The organism is Paraplanobispora takensis (genome assembly GCF_016863195.1).
GTDB lineage: Bacteria > Actinomycetota > Actinomycetes > Streptosporangiales > Streptosporangiaceae > Planobispora > Planobispora takensis.
In genome coordinates, this window is sequence record NZ_BOOK01000088.1 from 1 (window position 1) to 20,829 (window position 20,829).

At 73.3% G+C, this 20,829-nt stretch carries 18 protein-coding genes; 10 read left to right on the forward strand and 8 right to left on the reverse strand.

Features of this window, described 5'->3' with window-relative positions:
• Positions 1-283: 283 nt before the first annotated feature.
• Positions 284-1,612, forward strand: a complete 1,329-nt coding sequence (locus tag Pta02_RS39520) for an extracellular catalytic domain type 1 short-chain-length polyhydroxyalkanoate depolymerase (protein WP_203880177.1) — start codon at positions 284-286, stop codon at positions 1,610-1,612.
• 163 nt (positions 1,613-1,775) lie between these two features.
• Complete coding sequence (locus Pta02_RS39525; protein ID WP_203880178.1) at positions 1,776-2,168, forward strand: hypothetical protein; 393 nt, start codon at positions 1,776-1,778, stop codon at positions 2,166-2,168.
• An 87-nt stretch (positions 2,169-2,255) separates the two neighbouring features.
• Here Pta02_RS39525 and Pta02_RS39530 read toward each other — a convergent pair whose 3' ends face one another.
• Positions 2,256-3,182: an aminoglycoside phosphotransferase family protein gene (locus Pta02_RS39530; RefSeq protein WP_203880179.1), complete on the reverse strand. Its 927-nt coding sequence runs from the start codon at positions 3,180-3,182 to the stop codon at positions 2,256-2,258.
• 336 nt (positions 3,183-3,518) lie between these two features.
• On the opposite strand from Pta02_RS39530, the gene Pta02_RS39535 reads away from it, so the two are divergent.
• The 6 genes from Pta02_RS39535 (at position 3,519) to Pta02_RS39560 (ending at position 11,458) form a co-directional block, all read left to right on the forward strand.
• Entirely contained in the window at positions 3,519-4,838 is a 1,320-nt protein-coding gene (locus tag Pta02_RS39535) for an alpha/beta hydrolase family protein (RefSeq protein WP_203880180.1), read from the forward strand.
• Between the two features lie 69 nt (positions 4,839-4,907).
• Positions 4,908-7,130 carry a DUF4132 domain-containing protein gene (locus tag Pta02_RS39540; protein WP_203880181.1) on the forward strand — a complete coding sequence of 741 codons (2,223 nt, stop codon included), beginning with the start codon at positions 4,908-4,910 and terminating at the stop codon, positions 7,128-7,130.
• Positions 7,131-7,193: 63 nt separating this feature from the next.
• Entirely contained in the window at positions 7,194-8,942 is a 1,749-nt protein-coding gene (locus Pta02_RS39545) for an HAD hydrolase family protein (protein WP_203880182.1), read from the forward strand.
• A gap of 135 nt (positions 8,943-9,077) precedes the next feature.
• Positions 9,078-9,593, forward strand: coding sequence for a sigma-70 family RNA polymerase sigma factor (locus Pta02_RS39550; RefSeq protein ID WP_239131578.1), 516 nt, complete (start codon positions 9,078-9,080; stop codon positions 9,591-9,593).
• Complete coding sequence (locus tag Pta02_RS39555; RefSeq protein WP_203880183.1) at positions 9,593-9,805, forward strand: zf-HC2 domain-containing protein; 213 nt, start codon at positions 9,593-9,595, stop codon at positions 9,803-9,805. Before Pta02_RS39550 ends, Pta02_RS39555 begins: the two co-directional genes overlap by 1 nt.
• 243 nt (positions 9,806-10,048) lie before the next feature.
• A complete protein-coding gene (locus Pta02_RS39560; protein WP_203880184.1) occupies positions 10,049-11,458 on the forward strand; it encodes an amidase in 1,410 nt (469 codons plus the stop codon).
• 22 nt (positions 11,459-11,480) lie between these two features.
• Here Pta02_RS39560 and Pta02_RS39565 read toward each other — a convergent pair whose 3' ends face one another.
• Positions 11,481-11,753: a hypothetical protein gene (locus tag Pta02_RS39565; protein WP_203880185.1), complete on the reverse strand. Its 273-nt coding sequence runs from the start codon at positions 11,751-11,753 to the stop codon at positions 11,481-11,483.
• Positions 11,754-11,910: 157 nt separating this feature from the next.
• On the opposite strand from Pta02_RS39565, the gene Pta02_RS39570 reads away from it, so the two are divergent.
• Both Pta02_RS39570 and Pta02_RS39575 read left to right on the forward strand, forming a co-directional pair.
• The gene (locus tag Pta02_RS39570; RefSeq protein WP_203880186.1) at positions 11,911-12,444 is read left to right on the forward strand and encodes a hypothetical protein; all 534 of its coding nucleotides are present in this window, start codon (positions 11,911-11,913) and stop codon (positions 12,442-12,444) included.
• A 227-nt stretch (positions 12,445-12,671) separates the two neighbouring features.
• A complete protein-coding gene (locus tag Pta02_RS39575) occupies positions 12,672-14,021 on the forward strand; it encodes a PepSY-associated TM helix domain-containing protein (protein WP_203880187.1) in 1,350 nt (449 codons plus the stop codon).
• Between the two features lie 31 nt (positions 14,022-14,052).
• Here Pta02_RS39575 and Pta02_RS39580 read toward each other — a convergent pair whose 3' ends face one another.
• Genes Pta02_RS39580 through Pta02_RS39605 form a run of 6 tightly spaced genes read right to left on the reverse strand, consistent with a single transcriptional unit; the run spans position 14,053 to position 20,616 of the window.
• Complete coding sequence (locus Pta02_RS39580) at positions 14,053-15,336, reverse strand: glycosyltransferase family 4 protein (RefSeq protein WP_203880188.1); 1,284 nt, start codon at positions 15,334-15,336, stop codon at positions 14,053-14,055.
• Complete coding sequence (locus tag Pta02_RS39585) at positions 15,333-16,667, reverse strand: oligosaccharide flippase family protein (protein WP_239131579.1); 1,335 nt, start codon at positions 16,665-16,667, stop codon at positions 15,333-15,335. Before Pta02_RS39585 ends, Pta02_RS39580 begins: the two co-directional genes overlap by 4 nt.
• A complete protein-coding gene (locus Pta02_RS39590) occupies positions 16,664-17,953 on the reverse strand; it encodes a glycosyltransferase family 4 protein (RefSeq protein WP_203880189.1) in 1,290 nt (429 codons plus the stop codon). The genes Pta02_RS39585 and Pta02_RS39590 overlap by 4 nt, the downstream gene beginning before the upstream one ends.
• A complete protein-coding gene (locus tag Pta02_RS39595; protein WP_239131580.1) occupies positions 17,941-18,723 on the reverse strand; it encodes an NTP transferase domain-containing protein in 783 nt (260 codons plus the stop codon). The genes Pta02_RS39590 and Pta02_RS39595 overlap by 13 nt, the downstream gene beginning before the upstream one ends.
• On the reverse strand, positions 18,716-19,396 hold the full coding sequence (locus Pta02_RS39600) for an HAD family hydrolase (RefSeq protein ID WP_203880190.1): 681 nt from the start codon (positions 19,394-19,396) through the stop codon (positions 18,716-18,718). Before Pta02_RS39600 ends, Pta02_RS39595 begins: the two co-directional genes overlap by 8 nt.
• Positions 19,393-20,616, reverse strand: coding sequence for a 2-phospho-L-lactate transferase CofD family protein (locus Pta02_RS39605; protein WP_203880191.1), 1,224 nt, complete (start codon positions 20,614-20,616; stop codon positions 19,393-19,395). Before Pta02_RS39605 ends, Pta02_RS39600 begins: the two co-directional genes overlap by 4 nt.
• Positions 20,617-20,829: the final 213 nt, after the last annotated feature.

Genomic DNA, 20,829 nt, shown 5'->3' on the forward strand with positions numbered 1-20,829 from the left:
GGCATCCCGGCCGCCGACGTCCCCGCGCCGCTGCGCACCTACGCGGGACCGCAGGCCGGCATCGACCTCTGATCATCCGGACACCGCGCCGCCTCCGGGCGGCGCGAAAGTTTCATCCGATCGCGAGTCTGCCGTTCTGATAAGCCCAGCTCAGCCGGGATGCCGGAAGGGGGGCCCGGGGCTCCGCCTTGCCTGGTGAAAGTTTCGTTGATACTCCGAATGTTTCAAAGGCAATGCGGAGCCGCGTCGCCGGGCGCGGCCGGGACGGAGAAGCGGGCAGCGGATGGGAATCAGAAGCACAGTCATGGCGGCCGCGGCCGTCGTCGTGGGCCTGGTGGCGGCGCTGGTCACGGCACTGGCCGCGGCGGCCCCGGCCTCGTCGGCGGCCCTCACCGAGGTCACCGGGTTCGGGACCAATCCCACCAATCTGCGGATGCACCTGTACGTGCCCGACCGCGTCGCGGCCAGACCCGCGATCCTGGTGGCCGTGCACTACTGCACCGGGTCCGGCCCGGCCTTCCACTCCGGGACGGAGTTCGCCTCCCTGGCGGACCGGTACGGGTTCATCGTCGTCTACCCGTCCGCGACGCGCAGCGGCGCCTGCTTCGACGTCTCCTCGCCCCAGGCGCTCAGGCGCGACGGCGGCAGCGACCCGGTGGGGATCATGTCCATGGTCAGGTACGTCCAGCAGCGCTACAACCCCGACCCCGGCCGGATCTACGTCACCGGCGCCTCCTCCGGCGCCATGATGACCAACGTCCTGCTGGGCGACTATCCCGACGTCTTCGCGGCTGGGGCGGCGTTCATGGGCGTGCCGTTCGGCTGCTTCGCCACCGCCGACGGCTCGTCCTGGAACAGCGCCTGCGCCAACGGGCGGGTCGTGAGGACCCCGCAGCAGTGGGGCGACCTGGTACGGGGAGCCCATCCCGGCTACGGCGGCCCGCGCCCCCGGATGCAGGTCTGGCACGGCACCGAGGACGGCACCCTGCGTTATCCGAACTTCCAGGAGGAGATCAAGCAGTGGACCGACGTCCACGGGCTCGGGCAGACTCCCTCGTTCACCGACCAGCCGCGCCCGAACTGGACGCGGACCCGCTACGGAGGCACCGGTGAGACCGCTCCGGTGGAGGCGATCAGCATCCGGGGAGGCGGGCACGACCTTCCCATGAGCGGGATGGCCGAGGCGGCGCTCCGCTTCTTCGGCCTGATCGGCGGACCCACGCCCACGGTGACGCCCACCTCCACCCCCACGGCGACACCCACCTCCACGCCCACGGCGACCCCGACCGGGAGCGGCGCCTGCCGGGTCTCCTACACCGTGAACGCCTGGAACACCGGCCTCACCGCAGCGGTCAGGGTCACCAACACCGGGGCCGCCGCGCTCAACGGCTGGTCCCTGGCCTTCGCCCTCCCGCCCGGCCAGACGGTCACCTCCGCCTGGAACGCCACCGTCTCGCCGTCCGGCGGCCAGGTGACCGCCGGGAACGTCTCCTACAACGGCACCCTCGCCCCGGGCGCGTCGGCCGACTTCGGGTTCCAGGCCACCCACACCGGCAACACCGCCAAGCCCCCGGCCTTCACCCTCAACGGCGCCGCCTGCACAACCGGCTGACCCGGACGGGCCGGGGTGGGCGTCCCGGTCCGTCCGCCGTGATCCCGCCGTGGTCCAGTGGGGAGACCGTGGCGGGATCACGGGCGCCGTCTCCCGCCCGGTTCTGTCGCCCGCCGCTGTTATAGATGTCGCCATCGCTTTCCCAATGAACAGGGGTTCTCCGATGGCGTCGGTGACATTCCGCGATGAGACCATGACGGGCCGGGCGGTGGACGAGTTCCGGCTGCCCGGCCTGCCCGAGCGGATCTCCGCCCGGGAGCTGGTACGGCTGCGCGTCCGCGAGGAGGTGGCCCGCCACAACGCCGCTCCCTCCCACCACTTCCGCGGCCTGGTCAGGCCGACGGACGCCGAGGCCGAACTGAACGGCTACCGGCTGCGCACCGCCCGCAGACTCGACTGGGACAGGCAGGCCGACGCCGCCGAGGCGGCCTTCGCCCGCAACGGCTTCCTGCTGCTGGTCGGCGACCGGCAGATCGAGGACCTGGACACCGAGATCGACCTCGCGGCCGACCCGGTCGTGTCGTTCGTCAAGCTGATCCCGCTGGTCGGGGGGTGAGACGGGCGGCGCCGGGCGGCGGGCCGCGTCCCTGTGAACGCGGTCCGTCCTGAGTGACCGCGCCGGCCGGAACGGACCGCGCCCTTTTCACCTCCGCCGGAGCAGCAGCGCCGTGGCGATGGCGACCTGGGCGGGTTCGAGGGCGGTCTTGCCGTCGTCGACGTCCCACAGGGCGTTCTGCAGCACGCGGCCGAGGGTCCATCCCGCCGCTTTCCCCCGGTCGAGGCCGAGGACCTCGGTCAGCAGGTCGAAGCGGCGCAGCACCGCGCGAGCCGCATCACCGGTGGCCTCGATCTCCTGCCACCGGTTGTCCAGTGCCGGCAGCAGCTCGAACCCCGGGTCGCCCGCCAGCGGTTCGGGGTCGATGGCCAGCCAGGGTTCCCGCTCCCCCGCCAGGACGTTGTCGTAGTGCAGGTCCCAGTGCAGCAGGCGGTCGCCGGATTCGCCGATCAGTTCGGCCACCGCGGCCGCGCAGGTGCGCACCAGCCGCCGTTCGCCGGGGTCCCGCAGTGCCGGTACGGCGTGCGGGACCCGGTCGAGCATGGCCGCGGCGACGCCGGACAGCCGTCGCAGACCCTCCGGGGCGGGCAACGAGGTCAGACGGGCCAGCAGCTCGGCCAGGATCTGCACGGCCGCGTCATCGCCGGCCACCGCGGACAGCGGCCGGGTCGCATCCAGGCGTTCCAGCAACTGCGTGCCGCTCTCCTCGTCGTAGTCGAGCAGGCGCACGACGCCGTCGCCTCTCCACGCCCGCAGGCCGATGGCGGTGCCGGCCGTCTCCTCCCGCAGCTGCTGGAGCTTGAGGACGGCGGGTGCCGCGTCGGCCCGGAGCACGGGCAGCACCAGCGAGGCCATGCCGTACGCGGCCGGGCCGTCGGGCCGCAGTCCCCAGCGGTCCAGGAACTCACCGCCGAGACGCGGCAGGCCGGTGATCCAGGCGCGCGCCTCGGCGCCGTGGGCGGCGTACGACGCGGCGAACAGGTCGGGAACGACTATGCGGGTCGAGGTGTTCATGGAAGACATCTCCTTCGTGGGGCCGGGGTGGAGCCGCGACGAACGAAGGAGATCCGGAGGCGCCCGATCACCGGGCAGGCGTCAAAGCATGGCCTCACCCTACCCGGGCGCGATCACATCCGATCGGAGACGGCTTCCGCAGCGTGATCGGCACCGGCGGGGCGGCGCCGCATCCCCGGGGCCGCACCGGCCTGCCCTGCCCTTCACGGGGAGGAGCGCGGCTCCTTCCGGAGGGGGATGCGCGTAGTGCCGCAGGGGGATGTGCGCGATGCCGGGGCGCTGCAGGGTCGGAGGCAGGCGGTCGCCGGGCCGCCCCGATCCGGAAGGACTCCAGCAGTGTCATCGAGACACACCAGGGTGATGCGGGGTTCGGCGCTGATCGCGGGCCTCGCGCTCGCGGGCGGGCTCACCGCGACCGCTCCCGCCGCGGCGGAGCAGGTCAGGCTCACCGCGACCGCTCCCGCCGCGGCGGAGCGGGCCAGGCTCACCGCGCCGGCCCTCACCGGCCCCTACGACGTCGGCACCGCCGACCTGCACCTCGTCGACTCGTCCCGTCCCGATCCGTGGAAACCGGAACGGCACCGGGAACTCATGGTCACCGTCACCTACCCGGCCGACCGGCTCGCCCGGGGCCCGCGGGCACCGTGGCTCACACCCGGGGTGAGCTCCGTCGTCGACCAGGTGCTGGCGGGCGAGGACTACCTCGCTCTCCCGGCCGGCTCCATCGACTGGGCATCGGCGAAGCGAAGGGCCGAGACCGGCGTCCCCGTGGAGCGCGGCGCGCCGAAGCCCGTCGCGCTCTTCTCCCCCGGCTTCGGCGGCCCGCGGGAGGTGTACACCGCGATCGTCGACGATCTGGCGAGCCGCGGCTACGTGGTCGTCTCGCTCTCGCACACCTACGAGAGCGCGGCGGTCGAGTTCCCCGGCGGGCGGCTCGAACTGGCGGTGTCCGGGGACGGAGACCCCGGATTCGAGAAGAAGGCGCTCGACGCCCGGGTCGCCGACATCCGGTTCGTCCTCGACCGGCTCACGAAGATCACCCGGGGCGAGAACCCCGACGCGGGCGGGCGGCCGCTCCCCCGCGGGCTCGGCCGGTCGCTCGACCTGTCCCGGATCGGCGCCTACGGGCACTCCTACGGCGGGTTCACCGCGGGCGAGACGATGGTCCACGACCGCCGCGTCGACGCCGGGATCAACCTGGACGGCGCGATGGCGACCGCGGTCGGCTATCCCCCGGGAAGTCCCTACGTGCCGGGCGAGGTCACCGAACGCGGCCTGGACGGGCCCTTCCTGCTGATGGGCGCCGAGGGCGTCGGCGAGAACGGGGAACCGCTCGAGCACACGCACCGCAATCCCGGATTCGACCGCAGCTGGGCGGACTTCTGGGCCGTCCAGCGAGGCTGGAAGCGTGATCTGTTCCTGCGCGGCGGCACGCACATGGCCTACAGCGACCTGCAGATCATCGTGCCGCAACTCGGCGCGCGCGTGGCGCCGGAGAAGCGTGAGGCGGTCATCGGCACCATCGATCCCCGTCGTTCGCTGGCCGCACAGCGGGACTACATCGGCGCGTTCTTCGATCTGCACCTTCGCGGACGGGACCGGCACCTGTTCGACGGCGAATCCCCGCGGCACCCGGACGTCGACTTCATCGACTAGGAACCGAGGGGGACTTTCCCCTGATCGGCCCGGCCCCGTTCTGTCGGCGGCCTCCGGCAGGATCTCCCCATGCTGTCTTCCTCCCCTGATACGACTGATGCGACTGATGCGTCGAGCGCGTTCGAGTTCGGCGCGCTGCTGGTGTCGGCCTACCGGAGCCGGGACGCCGGGACGCCCCTGTTCGCGGTGCGTCAGGAGGCCCTGCAACGGCAGGCGCTGTTCACGCCGGAGACGTGCGCGGAGTTGTTCGACGTGCTGGCGGTGGGGTTGCACCGTGGGGTGGCGTATCCATGCGTCGCGGCGGGCGCGCTGGCGCGGTGCCCGGCGGGGGCGCCGACGGAGCGGCTGGCCGGTCCCGCCCGCACCCTGGTCGAGTTCCTGCTGCGCCGGGAACGGCTGGAGGCCCCCTTCGCGGTGCTGGCGCTGGCCGGGCTCGCGGGGCTGGACGCCGAGGTGACCGAGCGGATCCTCGAGGGGTGCGGGCCGATCGGAGTCGCCCAGGTGAGGTTGCTGCTCGGCTGGAGTGCGGAGCACCGGGCGCTGTTCGCCGAGTCCGTGCGGGAGGCGACGGACCATTCGCTCACGCCGCTGCCCGGCCTCTATGAGCGGCTCGACGACCTGCCCGGCTACCCGGACTTCGCCCGCGCCACCATCGAGACCGCCGAGGCCCACGTCGCCGCGATCCACGCCGGGGAGATCCCCTACCGGGCGGAGAAGGCGTTCGACGACGGGGAGAAGAGGGCCGTCGGCCGGGCCGTACGGCTGGCGCTCCTGCGCGACGAGCCCTGGCTGCCCGAGTCGCTGGACGGGCTGCTGCGCGGGATCGCGGTGGCGCCCACCCGGGCCAGGACCCTGCCCTCCCAGGGACTGCTGTTCGAGATCGCCCGCGCGGTGGAGGAGTACCCGACCCCGGAGGCGGTCTCGTCGCTGCGCACCGCCCGGCGGATCACCCGGCACGCGGGGGTGCCCAGGCAGCTCGACCGCATGTTCAAGCGCATCGAGCGCGCTCTGGCCGACCGGCTGGAGGTGGCGTTCCGGCTGCCCGACGGACGGGTACGGCAGGCCGTCGGCGAGCACACGGCGGTGATCTCGATCGAGGACGGGGTCGAGCTGTCGTGGTGGCACGGGGAAAGGAGGCTGAAGACGGTCCCGGCGGCGGTCAGGCGGGATCACCCCGAGGAGGTCAAGCGGCTGCGGGAGCTGGCCAAGCAGACCCGGCAGCAGCAGGTCACCCTGGTCAGGGCGCTGGAGGCCGGATACATCGGCGAAACGCTTGCGCCGTACCGGCAGCTGGAGGGTCACCCGATCACCGACCGGCTGATCTGGGAGTTCGAGGTCTCGCCCGGCGTGTGGCGCAGCGAGCTGGGGATGAACGTGCCGGAGGTGCCGGTGCGGCTGTGGCATCCGGCGCGCGTGTCGCCGCAGGAGGTGCGCCTTTGGCGGGAGGCCGTGCAGGAGGGGGAGCTGCGCCAGCCGTTCAAGCAGGCCTTCCGCGAGGTCTACCTGCTCACCCCGGCCGAGGAGCGCACCCGCGACCACTCCCGCCGCTTCGCCGACCATCTGCTCCGCTACGGCCAGGCCAAGGCGCTGCTGACCGATCGCGGCTGGACCGGCATGTCGCTGGGCTACTGGGACCTGGAGTGCGGCTCCGATCAGTGCACGGCCGTCAAGAAGCTGCCCGGCGGGCTCACCGCGCGCTGGGACTTCCACCTGGGCGAGGGCTTCGGGGAGCGGGACGGCTACGGCACCGCCTCCACCTGCGTCAGCGGGGACATCCGCTTCACCGGCGAGCGCGGCGCCGCGGTCCCGCTGGCCGAGATCGATCCGCTGGTCCTGTCGGAGACGTTGCGCGACGCCGACCTGGCCGTCGGCGTCACCTCCACCGGCCTGGACCCGCACGGCCGGGGCGAGTACTGGCAGTCCTACGGCTTCGGCGAGCTGACCGAGAGCGCCCGGGTCCGCCGCGACGCCCTGGCCCGGCTCCTGCCGCGCCTGGCCATCGCCGATCGCTGCACGCTCACCGACCGCTTCCTGGTCGTCCGGGGCGACCTGCGCACCTACAAGATCCACCTCAGGTCGGGCAACATCCTCATGGAGCCCAACGACGCCTACCTGTGCATCGTCCCCGGTCGCGGCGCCTCCGACAGGCTCTTCCTGCCGTTCGAGGAAGACGGCGGCCTGTTGTCGGTCATCGTCTCCAAGGCGTTCCTGCTGGCCGACGACACCGCCGTCACCGATCCCTCCATCACCCACCAGATCCGGGGGCGAGCGGAAACGGCGGGCGGTGGTTAAGTGTTCTCCAGGAATCCATCTGCCCGTACGGAGAATCCCGGCCGGGCGGGTAAGCGATCCTGCATGCGCTATCACGTTCTGGCCTGTGACTATGACGGCACGCTCTCGGCCGAGGGCAAGGTCGACGACGACACCGTGGCCGCCCTGGAGCGCCTCGTGCGGTCCGGGCGGCGGCTGGTCATGGTCACCGGGCGGGAGCTGGACGACCTCGCCTCCGTCTTCGATCGCTTCGACCTGTTCGAGCGGATCGTCGCCGAGAACGGGGCCCTGCTGCACGACCCGGCCCGGCAGGAGACCACCGCGCTGGCCGGGCCGCCGCCCCCGGAGTTCGCCGAGCGCCTGCGGCAGGCCGGCGTGCAGCCGCTCAGCGTCGGCTCGGTGGTCGTCGCCACCCGGGAGCCGCACGGCGAGACCGTCCTGCGGACGATCCGCGAGCTCGGCCTCGAACTTCAGGTGATCTTCAACAAGGGGGCGGTGATGGTCCTGCCCTCCGGCGTGAACAAGGCCACCGGCCTGACCGCCGCCCTCGACGCGCTCGGCCTGTCGCCGCACAACACCGTCGGCGTCGGCGACGCCGAGAACGACCACGCCTTCCTGTCCGCGTGCGAATGCTCGGTGGCCGTGGCCAACGCCCTGCCCGCGGTCAAGGAGCGCTGCGACGTGGTGACGGACCGGCCGCGCGGGGCCGGCGTCACCGAGCTGGCCGGCCGGATCCTCGACGACGACCTCGCCGGCGCCGATCCCGGGCGCCACCACCTGCCGCTCGGCACCGTCCGGGACGGGGAGCAGGTACGGCTGCCGCCGTACGGCACGCGCATGATGATCGCCGGCCCCTCCGGCAGCGGCAAGTCCACGACCACCGCCGCCCTGCTGGAACGCGTCTCCCACGCCGGTTACCAGTTCTGCCTGATCGATCCCGAGGGGGACTACACCGACGGCATCGAGGACGCCGTCGTGCTCGGCGACACCCGGCGGGCCCCCACCGAGGAGGAGATCGTCCAGGTGCTCGACGACCCGGCGCGCAGCGTCGTGGTCAACCTGCTGGGGGTGCCGCTGGAGGACCGGCCGGGCTTCTTCGAGACGTTCCTGCCGCGCCTGGCGGCGCTGCAGGCCAAGTGCGGGCGTCCCTCCTGGCTGATCGTCGACGAGGCCCACCACATGATGCCCGAGGGGTTCAGGGCCGAGTCGGTGGAGCTGCTCCGTCAGTTCGGGGGTCTGCTGCTGATCACCGTCCATCCCTCCCTGGTCAGCGAGCCGGTGCTGCGGGCGCTGAACGCGGTCGTCGCGGTGGGGGAACGCCCCGGCGAGGTCCTGACCACCTTCGTCTCTTCAGCCGGGCAGACCGGCCCGCCGCCGGACGAACAGACCGGCACGCCGCTCGGCGACCTGCCCGACGACCTGCCCACGGGAGAGCTCCTCCTGCTGCGGCTGCCCGGCGAACCGGTCCGGGCCCGCCTGATACCGCCGGAGGGCGAGCGGCAGCGGCATCTCCGCAAGTACGCCGCCGGCGAGCTGGGAGAGGAGAACAGCTTCTACTTCCGCGGCCCGCAGGAGGCGCTGAACCTGCGGGCGGGCAACCTGACGGCGTTCTGCCGGCTGGCGGAGGGGGTCGACGACGGCACCTGGGAGTACCACCTGGGCCGGGGCGACTACTCCCGCTGGATGGCCTCAAGCGTCAAGGACGAGGACCTGGCGGCCGAGGTGGCCGAGGTCGAGAAGGGGGGCGGATCCGCCGACGAGACCAGGCGCCGGGTGGGTGAGCTCATCGAGAACCGCTACACCGCCCCCGCCGAGCCGGGCGGCGGTTTGTGAGCCCCGATGGGACAGCTGGGCGATTTTCCACAATGATCACAAAAAGGGTGATCCTAACTCTCCGATAGGTGGTGCCCAACTCAGCGTTGGTGTAAAGATGTGCCCTGCCGCATCCCCGAGAGCCGGCTGGAGAGCGTGAAAACCAACAATGATCATATCCTGGCCGAGGAGCTGTACCAGGAGTTCGGAGCCCCCCTCCTCCGGCATGTGCTGAGGAGCACCGGCGGTGACCTGCAGTGGGCCGAGGACGTCGTCCAGGAGACGCTCCTGCGGGCCTGGCGGAACGCCGGCAATCTGCGCCGCGAGCGCGGCCTGCTGTGGGCCTGGCTCCTGACCGTCGCCCGCCGCGTCGTCATCGACGAGCGCCGCAGGCGGGGCGTCCGGCCGCGGGAGACCGAGCCGCCCGACGCCGACGCCGTCCCCGCCCCCGACGGAGCCGAGCGGGCGCTGGAGGCGATGCTCGTCTCCGAGGCGCTCCGGCAGCTGTCCCCGGAACACCGGGAGGCGATAGAGCAGACTTACCTACGGGACCGTACGATTGGTGAAGCGGCGGAGATCCTCGGGGTCCCGCCCGGCACGGTCAAGTCCCGGCTCTACTACGGGATCCGGGCTCTGCGCGGGATCCTGAAAGAGAAAGGTGTCGCGAGCTGATGTCCGCCCCCTCGCACGACGTGCATGAAGACGTGGCGGCATACGCCCTCGGCGTCCTCGACGAAGCCGACCACCAGGCCTTCGAGCGCCATCTGATGTCGTGTGAGGAGTGCCAGGCCGAACTGCGGGAGATGAGCGAGGTCCCCGGCCTGCTCGACGCGCTGCGGGACGACCGCTCCGACACCCTCAGCGGTGACCACACCCCCCGCTGATCCCCCGGCGGACAGACCGCGTCCTCCGCGGCGCGTACCCCCCGTGACCCTCCGCGGCGCGCATCGGCCGCGATCCCCCGTGGTGCGCACCTGTCGTGATCATCTGCGGCGCGCGCACCGGCCGCGTCGCCGGGCCGGTCCGCTTGCGCGACCGGCAGGGCGGCTGAGGCGGCCGGGAAAGACAAGACTGCTCTTTTCGCGCGTGTCCTCCTAGATTCCCGGCATGGTCTCCAGGAGGACACATTGACACGGTTGTGGGCACTGGGTGCGTGGGATCTGGCGGAGATGATCCGGAACGGGGAGGTCTCCTGCCGGGAGGTCGTCGAAGCGCATCTCCGGCGGATCGACGAGGTCAACTCACTGGTGAACGCCGTCACGGTCACGCTGAGGGAGAGTTCCCTCGCCGCGGCGGACGCGGCCGACCGGGCGCGGGCGCGCGGCGGGGCGACCGGCCCGCTGCACGGTGTGCCGATGACGGTCAAGGAGAACGTCGACGTCGCGGGATCCGCCACGACCATGGGGATCGCCGCCCTGCGGGAGGCGACCGCGGCCGCCGACGCGCCCTTCGTCGCCGAACTGCGCGCGGCGGGGGCGATCCCGATCGGCCGGACGAACATGCCCGAGTTCGGCATGCGCTGGCACACCGACAACGCGCTGTACGGCGCGACGGTCAACCCCTGGTCCGCCGCCCATACGCCGGGCGCCTCCAGCGGCGGGGAGGCGGCCGCGGTGGCGACGGGGATGTCCCCGCTGGGAATCGGGAACGACGGCGCGGGCTCACTGCGCTGGCCCGCCCAGTGCTGCGGTGTCAGCGCGTTGAAGCCCTCGCTGGGCAGGGTGGCCCAGGCCGGGGAACGGGCGGGACCGGTCCCCTTCGCCTTCCAGCTGCTGGCCGTCCACGGCCCTCTCGCCCGGCGCGTGCGGGACCTGCGACTGGCCTTCCACCACATGTGCGGGCGCTCCGGCGCGGACCCGTGGCACGCCCCGGTGCCCCTGCACGGCCCGCCGGTGCCGGCTCCGGTGCGGGTGCGCGTCGTGACCGACGTCGGCGGCACCGGCATGTCCCCGGAGGTGGCGGACGCGCTGAAGCGCGCGGCGGCGGCCCTGGCCGACGCGGGCTATCTCGTGGAGGAGGGCGAGGCTCCGGCCCTCACCCGCGCGAGCGAGGTCTACACGCAGATCATGTCGGAGTACGGCCGCGTCCATCGGGACCAGCCGCCCGTCGAGACGATCGCCTCGCCCGGGTTCGTGCGTTTCTGGCAGCTCTACGAGCCGATCTGGACACGGGCCGCCGGAGAGCGGGCCTTCGATCCGATGATGGAGCGGGCGTCCATCGCGCGGCTGTGGAGCACGTGGATGGACCACGCCCCGCTGGTGCTCGCGCCGATCCGCACCCGCCCGGCCTTCCCCGTCGGATCGGACCTCGACCCCGGCTGGCTGGCCGACTGGCCGGACACCATGCGCACGGTCGTGGCGGTCAATCTCCTCGGCCTGCCCGCGGTCGCCGTACCCGCCGGACAGGCCGGCGGCCTGCCGCAGGCCGTGCAGATCATCGCTCCGAGATTCCGCGAGGACCTGTGCCTGGACGCCGCCGAGGCGCTGGAGACGGCCCTCACCCCCCTGACCCCGATCGATCCCCGCCCCGGCAGCTGAACGCCGGGGCGTGCGGGCGGGGTCAGGCGGTGGGGAAGGGGCCGGCGTACTCGGTGTAGTCGGAGACGCCGTCGCCGTTGAGGTCGACGCGGACCTCGTCGGCGTAGCCGTCGCCGTTGTGGTCGAGGTAGACCACGTCGGTCACACCGTCGTGGTTGACGTCGTAGCGCTCCTCGTCGGCGACGTGGTCACCGTCGGTGTCGATCAGCTGGGCGTCGGTGCCGCCGTCGCCGTCGTAGTCGACGTAGTCGGTGGTGGTCACGTTGAACTCGCCGCTCGCGAAGTCGCCGCTCATTTTCAGGGTCTCCGTTCCGTTTGTGTGGTTTCGTCAGATAAGAGGGCCCGTCCGCGAGGTTTGTTACAGCGACTTCCAAGATTTTTCCTGAGCGCCTCTACGGGCGGGCCGGCTCCGATCCCCTGGCATCCGTGATCTTTTCTGTCACTATGAGGGCGTGCCTGTCCTTCGCCTGATGCGCGCCGCGGTGTTCGCGGTCGTGTGCGTGACGGCGTCGCTGGGCATGCACCTGCTGGCCGGCGGGGCCGCCGTCGACCCGGTGGTGCCCGCCGTGGCCGTACCGCCGGTCACGGCCGGGGCGTTCGTCCTGGCCCGCCGCAGGCGCGGGCTGGGCACCCTGCTGGGCGCGAGTTTCGTCACCCAGTACGGCCTGCACCACCTGCTGTCGGCGTCCGCGGTGGAGCGGTCGCTCATCACCGATCACCAGCACGGCGGCCTCGCGGCCATGGTCGCGGCCCACGCGGCCACGGCGTTGCTGTCGGCCTACTGGCTGGAGCGCGGCGAGAGCGCTCTGGCCATGCTGGTGCACCTGCTGCTCGCCTCGATCCTGGTCCTGCCGGTCCGGTGCCCGCCCGTCCTGAGGCGCGTCCCCCGGTGGGTCTCCCGGGACGGCGCGCCGTCGCTCGTCACCCGGCTGCTGGCCGCGGTCGTGTCCCGGCGCGGGCCGCCGGTGGGGTTCTCCGTCATCTGATTCCCGGTTCCCGGCCTCCGGCTCCGGACCCGTGGCCGGCCGTACCGCGCGTGAGCGTACGGCCCGCCGCCGCGTATCCGCCTGAGCGCACGGCCCGCCGCACGCCCGCCTGGGCGCACGGCCCGCCGCCGCGCACCGCGGCGGCCCTTTTCCCGACCCTGTGAACCCCGCGCCGGGGCGGTGCGTACCTGAGCGTGCGCGCGCCCCCCGCGAACGGAGAACCTGTCATGACCTCTGACGTGCAAGAGCTGCGATCCGCTCCCGAGAGAACCCCCCGTCCCGCCGCCTGGCCGGCGCTGCGCGCGCTGGTGCTGCGCCTGCACTTCTACGCCGGCGTCCTCATCGCGCCCTTCCTGCTGGTGGCCGCCGCCACCGGCCTGCTGTACGCCGCCTCCTTCCAGATCGAGAAGATCCTCTACACGCACGAGCTGAACGCTCCGGCCGGGCGGGACATGCTCCCGCTGACGCAGCAGATCGCCGCGGCCCGGGCCGTCCACCCGCAGGGCACCATCGGCGCGGTACGGCCCGCGGCCGAGCCGGGCACGACCACCCGGGTCCTGCTGGACGTGCCGGACCTGCCCGAGTCCACCCGGCTGGCGGTCTTCGTCGATCCGCACACCGGCCAGGTGCGCGGGGCTATGGAGAGCTACGGCAGCTCGGGCGCGCTGCCGGTGCGGGCCTGGATCTCCACCTTCCACCGTCACCTGCACCTGGGCGAGCCCGGCCGCCTGTACAGCGAGCTGGCCGCCGGCTGGCTGTGGGTGGTCGCGCTCGGCGGGGTGGTGCTGTGGCTGAGCCACCGCCGCCGCAGCTTCCGGCCCGACCGCAGGGCGCGGGGCCTGCGCCGGACCCTGTCCTGGCACGGCTCGGTCGGCCTGTGGATCACCGTGGGCCTGCTGTTCCTGTCGGCGACCGGACTGACCTGGTCGAACTACGCCGGGGCGAACGTCGACAAGATCCAGACCGCGCTCGGCTGGACGACCCCGGCCCTGTCGTCCGGGGGCGGGGACCACTCCGGCCACACCGGGCACGGCGGCGGCACCGCGACCGACGCCGACGCCGACCGGATCGTGGCCGCGGCGCACGGCGCCGGGTTGTCCGGCCCGCTGGAGATCGTCTGGCCGGCCGGGCCCGGCGCCGCCTTCACGGTCAAGGAGATGGACCGCGAGTGGCCCCAGCGCAACGACCAGGTCGCCGTCGACCCGGCCACCGGGCAGGTGACCGGGGAGCTGCGCTTCGCGGACTTCCCGCTGGCGGCCAAGCTGATCCGCTGGGGCATCGACGGGCACATGGGCGTGCTGTTCGGCCTAGCCAACCAGATCCTGCTGATGGCGCTGGCGACCGGCCTGATCTCGCTGATCGTGTGGGGCTACCGGATGTGGTGGCTGCGCCGCCCGACTCGCGGGTTCGCCGCTCCCCCCGCGGGCGGCACCTGGCGGGCGGTGCCGCCGGCCGTTCTGGTGTCCGTGGGCGCGGTCGCGATCGCGGTGGGGGTGTTCATCCCGCTGCTGGGGATCTCCCTGCTGGCGTTCCTGGTCGTCGACGTGGTGCTGGGCCGGGTCAGGGCCGGGCGCTGACCGCCCGGCGGCCGCTCTCCCGCCGGGGTCGCTATCCCCGGCTCACCGCGGCGCGCCGTACGGCTCCGCCGCGCTCCTCCTCCAGGACGCCCTGATAGACGGCGAGCGTCTCCCCGGCGGTGCGGGCCCAGCTCAGCCGCTCGCGGACGAACCGTCCCCCCTCGGCCGCGAGCGACTCCCGCGCCGCCGGATCCGCCATGATCTCGATCACGGCCCCGGCGATGTCGCCCGGATCGTCCCCGCGCACGAAGCGCGCCGCGGGACGGTCCGGGTCGCCGAGGAAGATCCGGGAGAACCCGTGGCCGAGGATCACCGGCCTGCCCATGGCCATGGCCTCGGTCGCCACCAGGCCGAACGGCTCGAACAGCGAGGGGAAGACGCACAGGTCGGCCATCTCGTAGTACTCCAGCAGGTCCTCGCCGCCGACCCATCCGCCCGAGGTGCGCACGTGCCCGCTCAGCCCCGCCCCGGTGACGATCCGCCGCACGCCCTCCTCGTCGCCCTCGCCGACGATCACCAGGCGCAGTCCGGGCACCGCGGCGGTGATCCGCGGCATGGCCTCCAGCAGCTGGTAGATCCCCTTCTGCCGCTCGATCCTGCCGACGAACAGAAGGACCGGGTCGCCGGGGCCGAGGCCGAGCCGGGCGCGCAGGTCGCGGGCGCGCACCCGCAGGTCCCGCCCGCCCGGCGCGCCTTCGGCGAGCAGCCGTTCGAAGGTCCCGCCCAGGCAGACGACCTCCAGCGACGAGCGGTCCCAGCCGGCGGCGGCCAGCCGGTCGCGCACCTCCGGGGTGGGGACCACGATCCTGCGGGCGACCCGGGCCAGCCACCGCTCCACGGCGGCGAACAGCCCCCGCGTCCCCGGGGCGCCCGGACGGCGGTCGACGCCGTACTCGGTGGTGTGCACGTGGAAGACGACGGGGAGCCGCAGCAGATAGTGGCACAGGAGGCCGGCCAGGAAGTTGGTGGAGTCGTGCACCGCCACCACGTCGGGCCGCCCGTCCCGCCCGGCCGCGCGCAGGCGCAGGAAGTGGCGCCAGTTGCTGGCCACGACGTTCAGCGCGAGCAGGGCGAAGTCGAGCCTGCGGGTGCGGTTGAGCCGCCGGCGGCGGCTGATCGCGCCGTGGATCCGGCCCCTGGGACGGTGCACGGTCATGCCCGCGGCGTGCTCGAGGACCGGCAGGCGGCCGTCGTTGAGCGTGAAGACGCTCAGCCGGTGGCCGTCGGCCATGCGCGGGGTGATCTCCGCGATGTAGCGGCCGAGCCCCGCGGTGATGTTCGGCGGGAACTGGGTGATGATGTGCGCGATCTTCATCGTGGGACCTCCGGATGGCGGACGCTCGGCGCCGCCGCCCGCGACCGGTACACACGGGCGGAGACGATGACCACGGCCGCGGTGAGAACGAGATTGGACAGGATGAACGCCACCAGGCCGCCGGTCAGGCCCTGCCAGGCGATGAGCGCGGCCTGGCCGGCGAGCACGATCGGGGCCGCGGCGCACTGGGCGGCGATGAGGGCCTTGGCGCCCCGCACCCCGTCCATCGACAGGGCCGCCGAGTAGAGGTTGAAGACCGTGTGGGCGCCGATGCCCAGGGCCGACAGGGCCATCAGGCCGAAGGAGTACGGATACTCGCCGCGGAGCAGGAGGAAGAACACCGCGCTCGCCGCCAGCGACAGCAGGGCCGCCGCCGCGAAGACGGCCGGGGACAGCCGCCCGATGCGGCCCAGCGCCCTGGAGGTGTCCGTGACGGCCAGCGCGGGCAGCAGCACCAGGCCGATGCCGTCGGCGAAGACCACGCCCAGCAGCCGCTTGGGGAAGTTGTTGTAGATCGAGTACACCCCGACCTCGGACGCCTCCGCCCAGTGGTTGAGGAAGATCACGTCCACCCCGAACAGGACCGCGCTGAGACCGCCGAGGGCGGTGAGGTAGGCGCCGTGCCGGTACAGCGAGCGGGCGAGCGCGCGCGACCAGGAGCGCGGGTCGACCCGGAAGCCGACCGCGGACACCAGGGCGAAGAGCAGGTTCGTGCCGATCAGCGCCAGCAGGTACCAGTCGACGTTCCCGACGTCGAGCACGAACAGCAACCAGGCCGAGACTCCCAGGTGGACGAAGGCGACGACGATCTTGAGTGCGGAGGTGAGGCCGTACTTCCGCCGGCCCCGCAGGAAGCTCTCGGTGAGATAGTTCACCGCCATCGCCAGGGCGAGGGCCAGCGCGAAACAGAGGGTGCGCAGGTCCACGCCCAGGACCGCGGTCAGGACGGGGGCGGCCAGCACTCCCGCCAGGGCCAGGGCCGTGCCCAGCACGAGGGTGGACAGCAGCGCCGTGCTGATCAGGGCCCGGTGCTCCTCGGGCCGGGCCCTCGGCAGTTCCTGGTACATGACGAAGTGCAGGCTCATCACCATGCCGACGGTGACGATCAGCGCGATCGACAGGACCAGGGTGAAGCGCCCGAACTCGGCGGCGCTGACCCCCCAGGCCACCAGCAGCGTGGTCGAGGCCGAGACGCCGCTGGCGGCCGCGTTGACGAGCATGGGGACCGCGACGCCCCGGCGGCGCTCACCGGAGCGCCCGCCGGCCCCGGACCATCCGGCGATCCAGGACCGCCCGCCGAATCGGAACCGTCCGCCGGGGCGAGGACTCACCGCGCCACCGTGGCGTAGGCGGCCAGGGTCTGCTCGGCCGTACGGGACCAGCTGTAGTTCTCCCGTACGTAGGCGGAGCCGCGGGCGCCGAGCCGCGCGGCCTCATCCGGGTCGTCGAGGCAGCGCGACAGGTCGGCGGCCAGTTCCTCGGGGCAGTCGCGCGCGCACCGCAGCGCCCCGTCCCCCACGACCTCGGGAGAGTAGCCGGGCCCGACGATCACCGGCCTGGCCAGCGCCATGGCCTCCACCGCGACCAGCCCGAACGGCTCGTACACCGACGGGAAGACGCACACGTCGGCGGCGAGGAAGTGCGTGAACAGCTCGGCCGAGTCGAGGAACCGGTAGTCGGCCACCACGTGTTCACCGGCGCCGGTCTCCTCGATCAGCCGCGCGACGACCGCGTTGTCGTCGGTCTGCGGCAACTGCGCGCCGATGATCACGACTCGCAGGTCGTCGCCGTACTGCTTGGTCAGCAGCGGCACCGCCCGGATCAGGGTGTGCACGCCCTTGTGCGCGGACAGGCGTCCGGCGAAGACCACCAACCGGCCCCGGCCCTCCGGCAGGTAGCGCTCGCGCACCCGCGAGGCGATGCGCTCACGCTCGCCGTCGGGCAGCGCGGCCAGCCGCAGCAGCTCCGCGTCCTCGAAGCCGTGCGGCAGCACCCGCAGCCGTTCCCGCGGCCAGCGGCGGGCCGCGAGGTCGTCGCGGACGCTCACGCTCGGCACGATGATCAGGTCCGCCAGGCGGGCCTGCGCCGTCTCCACCGTGTCCAGGCAGGCCGCGTGCAGGGACCGGCCGCCGGCCGGGTCGGCGTTGAGCTCGCGGGTGTGCACGTGGAAGACCACCGGCAGCCGGCCGAGCAGGCGGCACACGATGCCGGCCGGAGCCCCCATCCAGTCGTGCACGGCCACGACGGTCCCGCGCCGGTCCGCCCGGGACCGCCCCGCCTCGGCGCGGAGGATGCGGCCGGCGACGCGTACGTTGAAGGCGAGCAGTCCGGCGATCTTGGCCACCCGCCTGAGCACCTGCGGCGTGCGCGAGTTCCTGGCGTGGTCGCTGCTCGCCGTCGCCAGCCGGTGCAGCGTGACGTCCCCCAGCCGTTCGGTGCGGGGCGAGCGGCCCCGGCGGGCGGTGCCGTACACCGTGACGGGGGTGCCGCCCCGGCGCAGGGCGTCCATCATGCGCTCGGCGTAGCGGCCGAGCCCGCCCACGACGTCGGGGGGGATCTCCGAGCAGACGACGTGAACGCGGCGGAGCGGGACGGAGCCGGGGGTCAGCTCGTGCATCGCAGGTAGGTCCTTCGGGTGAACTCGAGATCGGCGGGGGTGTTGATGCCACGGGCCTCGGCGGGGTCGGCGACCGGCACCACCGTGGTCCGCCGCCCATGTTCTCGCGACAGGTACGGCAGGAAGGGCAGAAAGTTGATCTCTCCTGTCACCGCTCCCGGGCGGGCCCCGGCCAGATAGCTCCGCCAGGCCCGCTCCAGCCCGTCCACGCCCAGGCAGAAGAGGCCGACGTCGCCGAGCCCGCCGGGCCGGCACTCCTCCCCCTCCCGGGACATCCGCACGCCCAGCAGGGTCGAGGAGGCCGCGTCGTAGTCGTACTCGACGTAGGGATCGGGCAGCGCGACCAGGGGAAGGGTGAGTCCCGGCCCTCCCCCGGCGGCGCTCTCGCGGTGGGCCCGCACCACCTCGCCGACCGTCCGCGAGGACAGGTTCGCCTGGTCGCCCCAGACGACCAGGATCGCGTCATGACCCGCCCAGTACGGCGCGGCGGCCCCGAAGACCGCGTCGCCCATGCCGGTGGGCGCCTCCTGGACGCTGACGGAGACCTCGCCCCGCCCGATCATCCCGGCGGCCAGCCGCCGGAAGGGGCCCTCCCCCGGCGGGGAGAGCACCACGTGGATGTGCTCCACCCAGGGCGCCAGTCGGCGGTGCAGCAGGTCCCACACGGTGACGCCGCCGGCGATCTCGACCATGATCTTCGGGATGTCCGCGCCGAGCCGGGAGCCCTGCCCCGCCGCGGGGACCACCGCGCACAGGCGTTCCTCACCCAACGGGACCGGCCTCCGCTTCGAGAAGGGACACGATCTCCCCCAGGTCCCGTACCGGCACCGCCCCGTCCGCCGGGGCGTCCCCGTGCACCTGGAGCGTGAGCAGGCCGGCGCCGACGGCGGAGGCCACCCCGTGGGCGGAGTCCTCCAGCACGACGGCGTCGGCGGGGTCGACGGCCCAGGTGAGGCACGCCTGCCGGTAGAGGCGCGGGTCGGGTTTGCTGTACGGCACGTCGTCGGCGGTCAGCACACCGCGGAAGTACCCGGCCAGCGCGCAGGCCCGCAGGACGCCGGTGGCCGAGTCGCGGCTGGCGGAGGTGACGAGGTAGGCCGCATGGCCCCGCTCGGCCAGGAGCCCCAGCAGCCGGCGCGCCCCCGGCAGCACGGCGACGGCGCCGTCGCGGACGTAGGCCCTGTACAGCCGTTGTTTGCGGCCGGCCACCCGTTCGGCGAGCGCCGGGTCCACGCCCAGCTCCCGCACCACCTGCCGGGTGGCGGTCCCCGCGTGCGCGCCGTAGTCGAAGGAGCCGAGCGACCCCGGGGAGATCTCGGCGAGCGCGGTGCGGAAGGCGGCCTCGTGGGCCGGGGCGGAGTCCACGAGCGTGCCGTCCAGGTCGCACAGCCAGACGCGCCGCCCGGCGAGCGCCGCGGCCGCACGGTGCGTGAGCGCGCTCATCCGGCCCCCAGCAGGGAGGTCTCGCCGACGATGCGGGCCAGCGCGGCCACCGTGCGGGTCCCGGAGTGCACGCCGGGCCGCCGCGGGTCCTCCAGGTCGGCCGTGACCCATCGGATGCCCGCCGCGGCGTCCCCGCCGGGTTCCTCCGTCACGGCGGATCCCGCGCGGTGGCGCAGGACGTGGGTGATCGTGCGCCGCTCGTTGCGGGGATCGCCGAGATAGCGCAGGGTGCGCTCGACCAGGGCGCGGGCGTCCAGTCCCTGCACGTCGTGGTCGTCGCGGAGGTTGACGACGAACACCTTGGCCCCGGCCCGGCTCGCCGCGATCGCGTCCGCGATCCCGGGGGTCAGATAGCTGGGCAGCAGCGAGGAGTGCGGGGTGCCGGGGCCGTACACGACGAGGTCGGCGTGCGTGACGGCGTCCCCGGCCTCCGGGTTGAGGGAGATCCGGGCGCCGCCGCCGGCCAGGGCGTCCCGCCGGTGCCCGCCGGGAAGCGCCTCCAGCAGGGCCCGCCGCGACGGGGTGAGGGGGCTGCCGAGGAGGAACAGCTCGGAGATGGCGACCGGGTCCTGCGGGGCGACGATGTCGGCCTCGTCGGCCAGGATCCGGCCGTCCTGCTTGAGGGCCACCAGATAGGCGTTCTCGCCCCCCGTCACGTTGACCAGCCGCACCGGCGACCCGAACGTCTCGGCGCAGGAGCGGACCGCGGCGTTGAAGTCCCGGCGCAGCCGCAGGTAGGCGCCCGCGAACACCAGGTTGCCCAGCGCGCAGTCCCGCAGGTCGAGCCCGGGGTCGCCGTCGAGCCGGGCCGCCAGGACGGACAGGTCGCGCACCACCGCGGCCCTCGTGCGCGGCGGCAGCATCGCGTGCACCCGGCCGCGGGTCAGGCCGTCCACGAGATCGTCGAGGTCCCCGCGACCGGCCGAGGCGGGCAGCCGGTGGTCGAGCACGCCGATCATCGCGGCCTGGCGCGGGTCGCCCGGGTCGAGATGGAGCAGCAGGTTCTTGCGGAAGTCCGAAGGGCCGAGCATGCCCGGCAGATAGCGGCGCAGCGCGCCGGTGGACTGCCCGTTGTCGTATCCGTTGACCAGCACGGCCAGGTCGGTGTTCGGCGCCCGCAGGAGACCGCGGGCGATCCCGGCCCCGCCCCGCCCCCCGCTGAACAGGACGACGGACGCCCCGTCGAGGTACGGCGTGCCCGTCGCTCCTCCACTGGTCATCGGGCCTCCACCGGTCATCGGGCCTCCACGCTTCATCGGGCCTCCACGCTTCATCGGGCCTCCACGGGCAGACCGGCGCGTCCGGCGGCGGGGTGCGCGGCCGGGGCGCGCAGCACGCCCCGGCGCTGCAGCCACCGCCGATAGCCGAGGTAGCCCACGAACAGCGCCCGATCACGCGCCCCCCGCCAGAAGCGCCATCCCCGGCTGCCGCCA

Excerpts from the sequence above, each read along its gene's own strand:
- Pta02_RS39520 (WP_203880177.1), top strand. The coding sequence starts at position 284 with ATGGGAATCAGAAGCACAGTCATGGCGGCCGCGGCCGTCGTCGTGGGC.
- Pta02_RS39525 (WP_203880178.1), top strand. The coding sequence starts at position 1,776 with ATGGCGTCGGTGACATTCCGCGATGAGACCATGACGGGCCGGGCGGTG.
- Pta02_RS39530 (WP_203880179.1), bottom strand. The coding sequence starts at position 3,182 with ATGAACACCTCGACCCGCATAGTCGTTCCCGACCTGTTCGCCGCGTCG.
- Pta02_RS39540 (WP_203880181.1), top strand. The coding sequence starts at position 4,908 with ATGCTGTCTTCCTCCCCTGATACGACTGATGCGACTGATGCGTCGAGC.
- Pta02_RS39545 (WP_203880182.1), top strand. The coding sequence starts at position 7,194 with ATGCGCTATCACGTTCTGGCCTGTGACTATGACGGCACGCTCTCGGCC.
- Pta02_RS39555 (WP_203880183.1), top strand. The coding sequence starts at position 9,593 with ATGTCCGCCCCCTCGCACGACGTGCATGAAGACGTGGCGGCATACGCC.
- Pta02_RS39565 (WP_203880185.1), bottom strand. The coding sequence starts at position 11,753 with ATGAGCGGCGACTTCGCGAGCGGCGAGTTCAACGTGACCACCACCGAC.
- Pta02_RS39575 (WP_203880187.1), top strand. The coding sequence starts at position 12,672 with ATGACCTCTGACGTGCAAGAGCTGCGATCCGCTCCCGAGAGAACCCCC.
- Pta02_RS39580 (WP_203880188.1), bottom strand. The coding sequence starts at position 15,336 with ATGAAGATCGCGCACATCATCACCCAGTTCCCGCCGAACATCACCGCG.
- Pta02_RS39590 (WP_203880189.1), bottom strand. The coding sequence starts at position 17,953 with ATGCACGAGCTGACCCCCGGCTCCGTCCCGCTCCGCCGCGTTCACGTC.
- Pta02_RS39600 (WP_203880190.1), bottom strand. The coding sequence starts at position 19,396 with ATGAGCGCGCTCACGCACCGTGCGGCCGCGGCGCTCGCCGGGCGGCGC.
- Pta02_RS39605 (WP_203880191.1), bottom strand. The coding sequence starts at position 20,616 with ATGACCAGTGGAGGAGCGACGGGCACGCCGTACCTCGACGGGGCGTCC.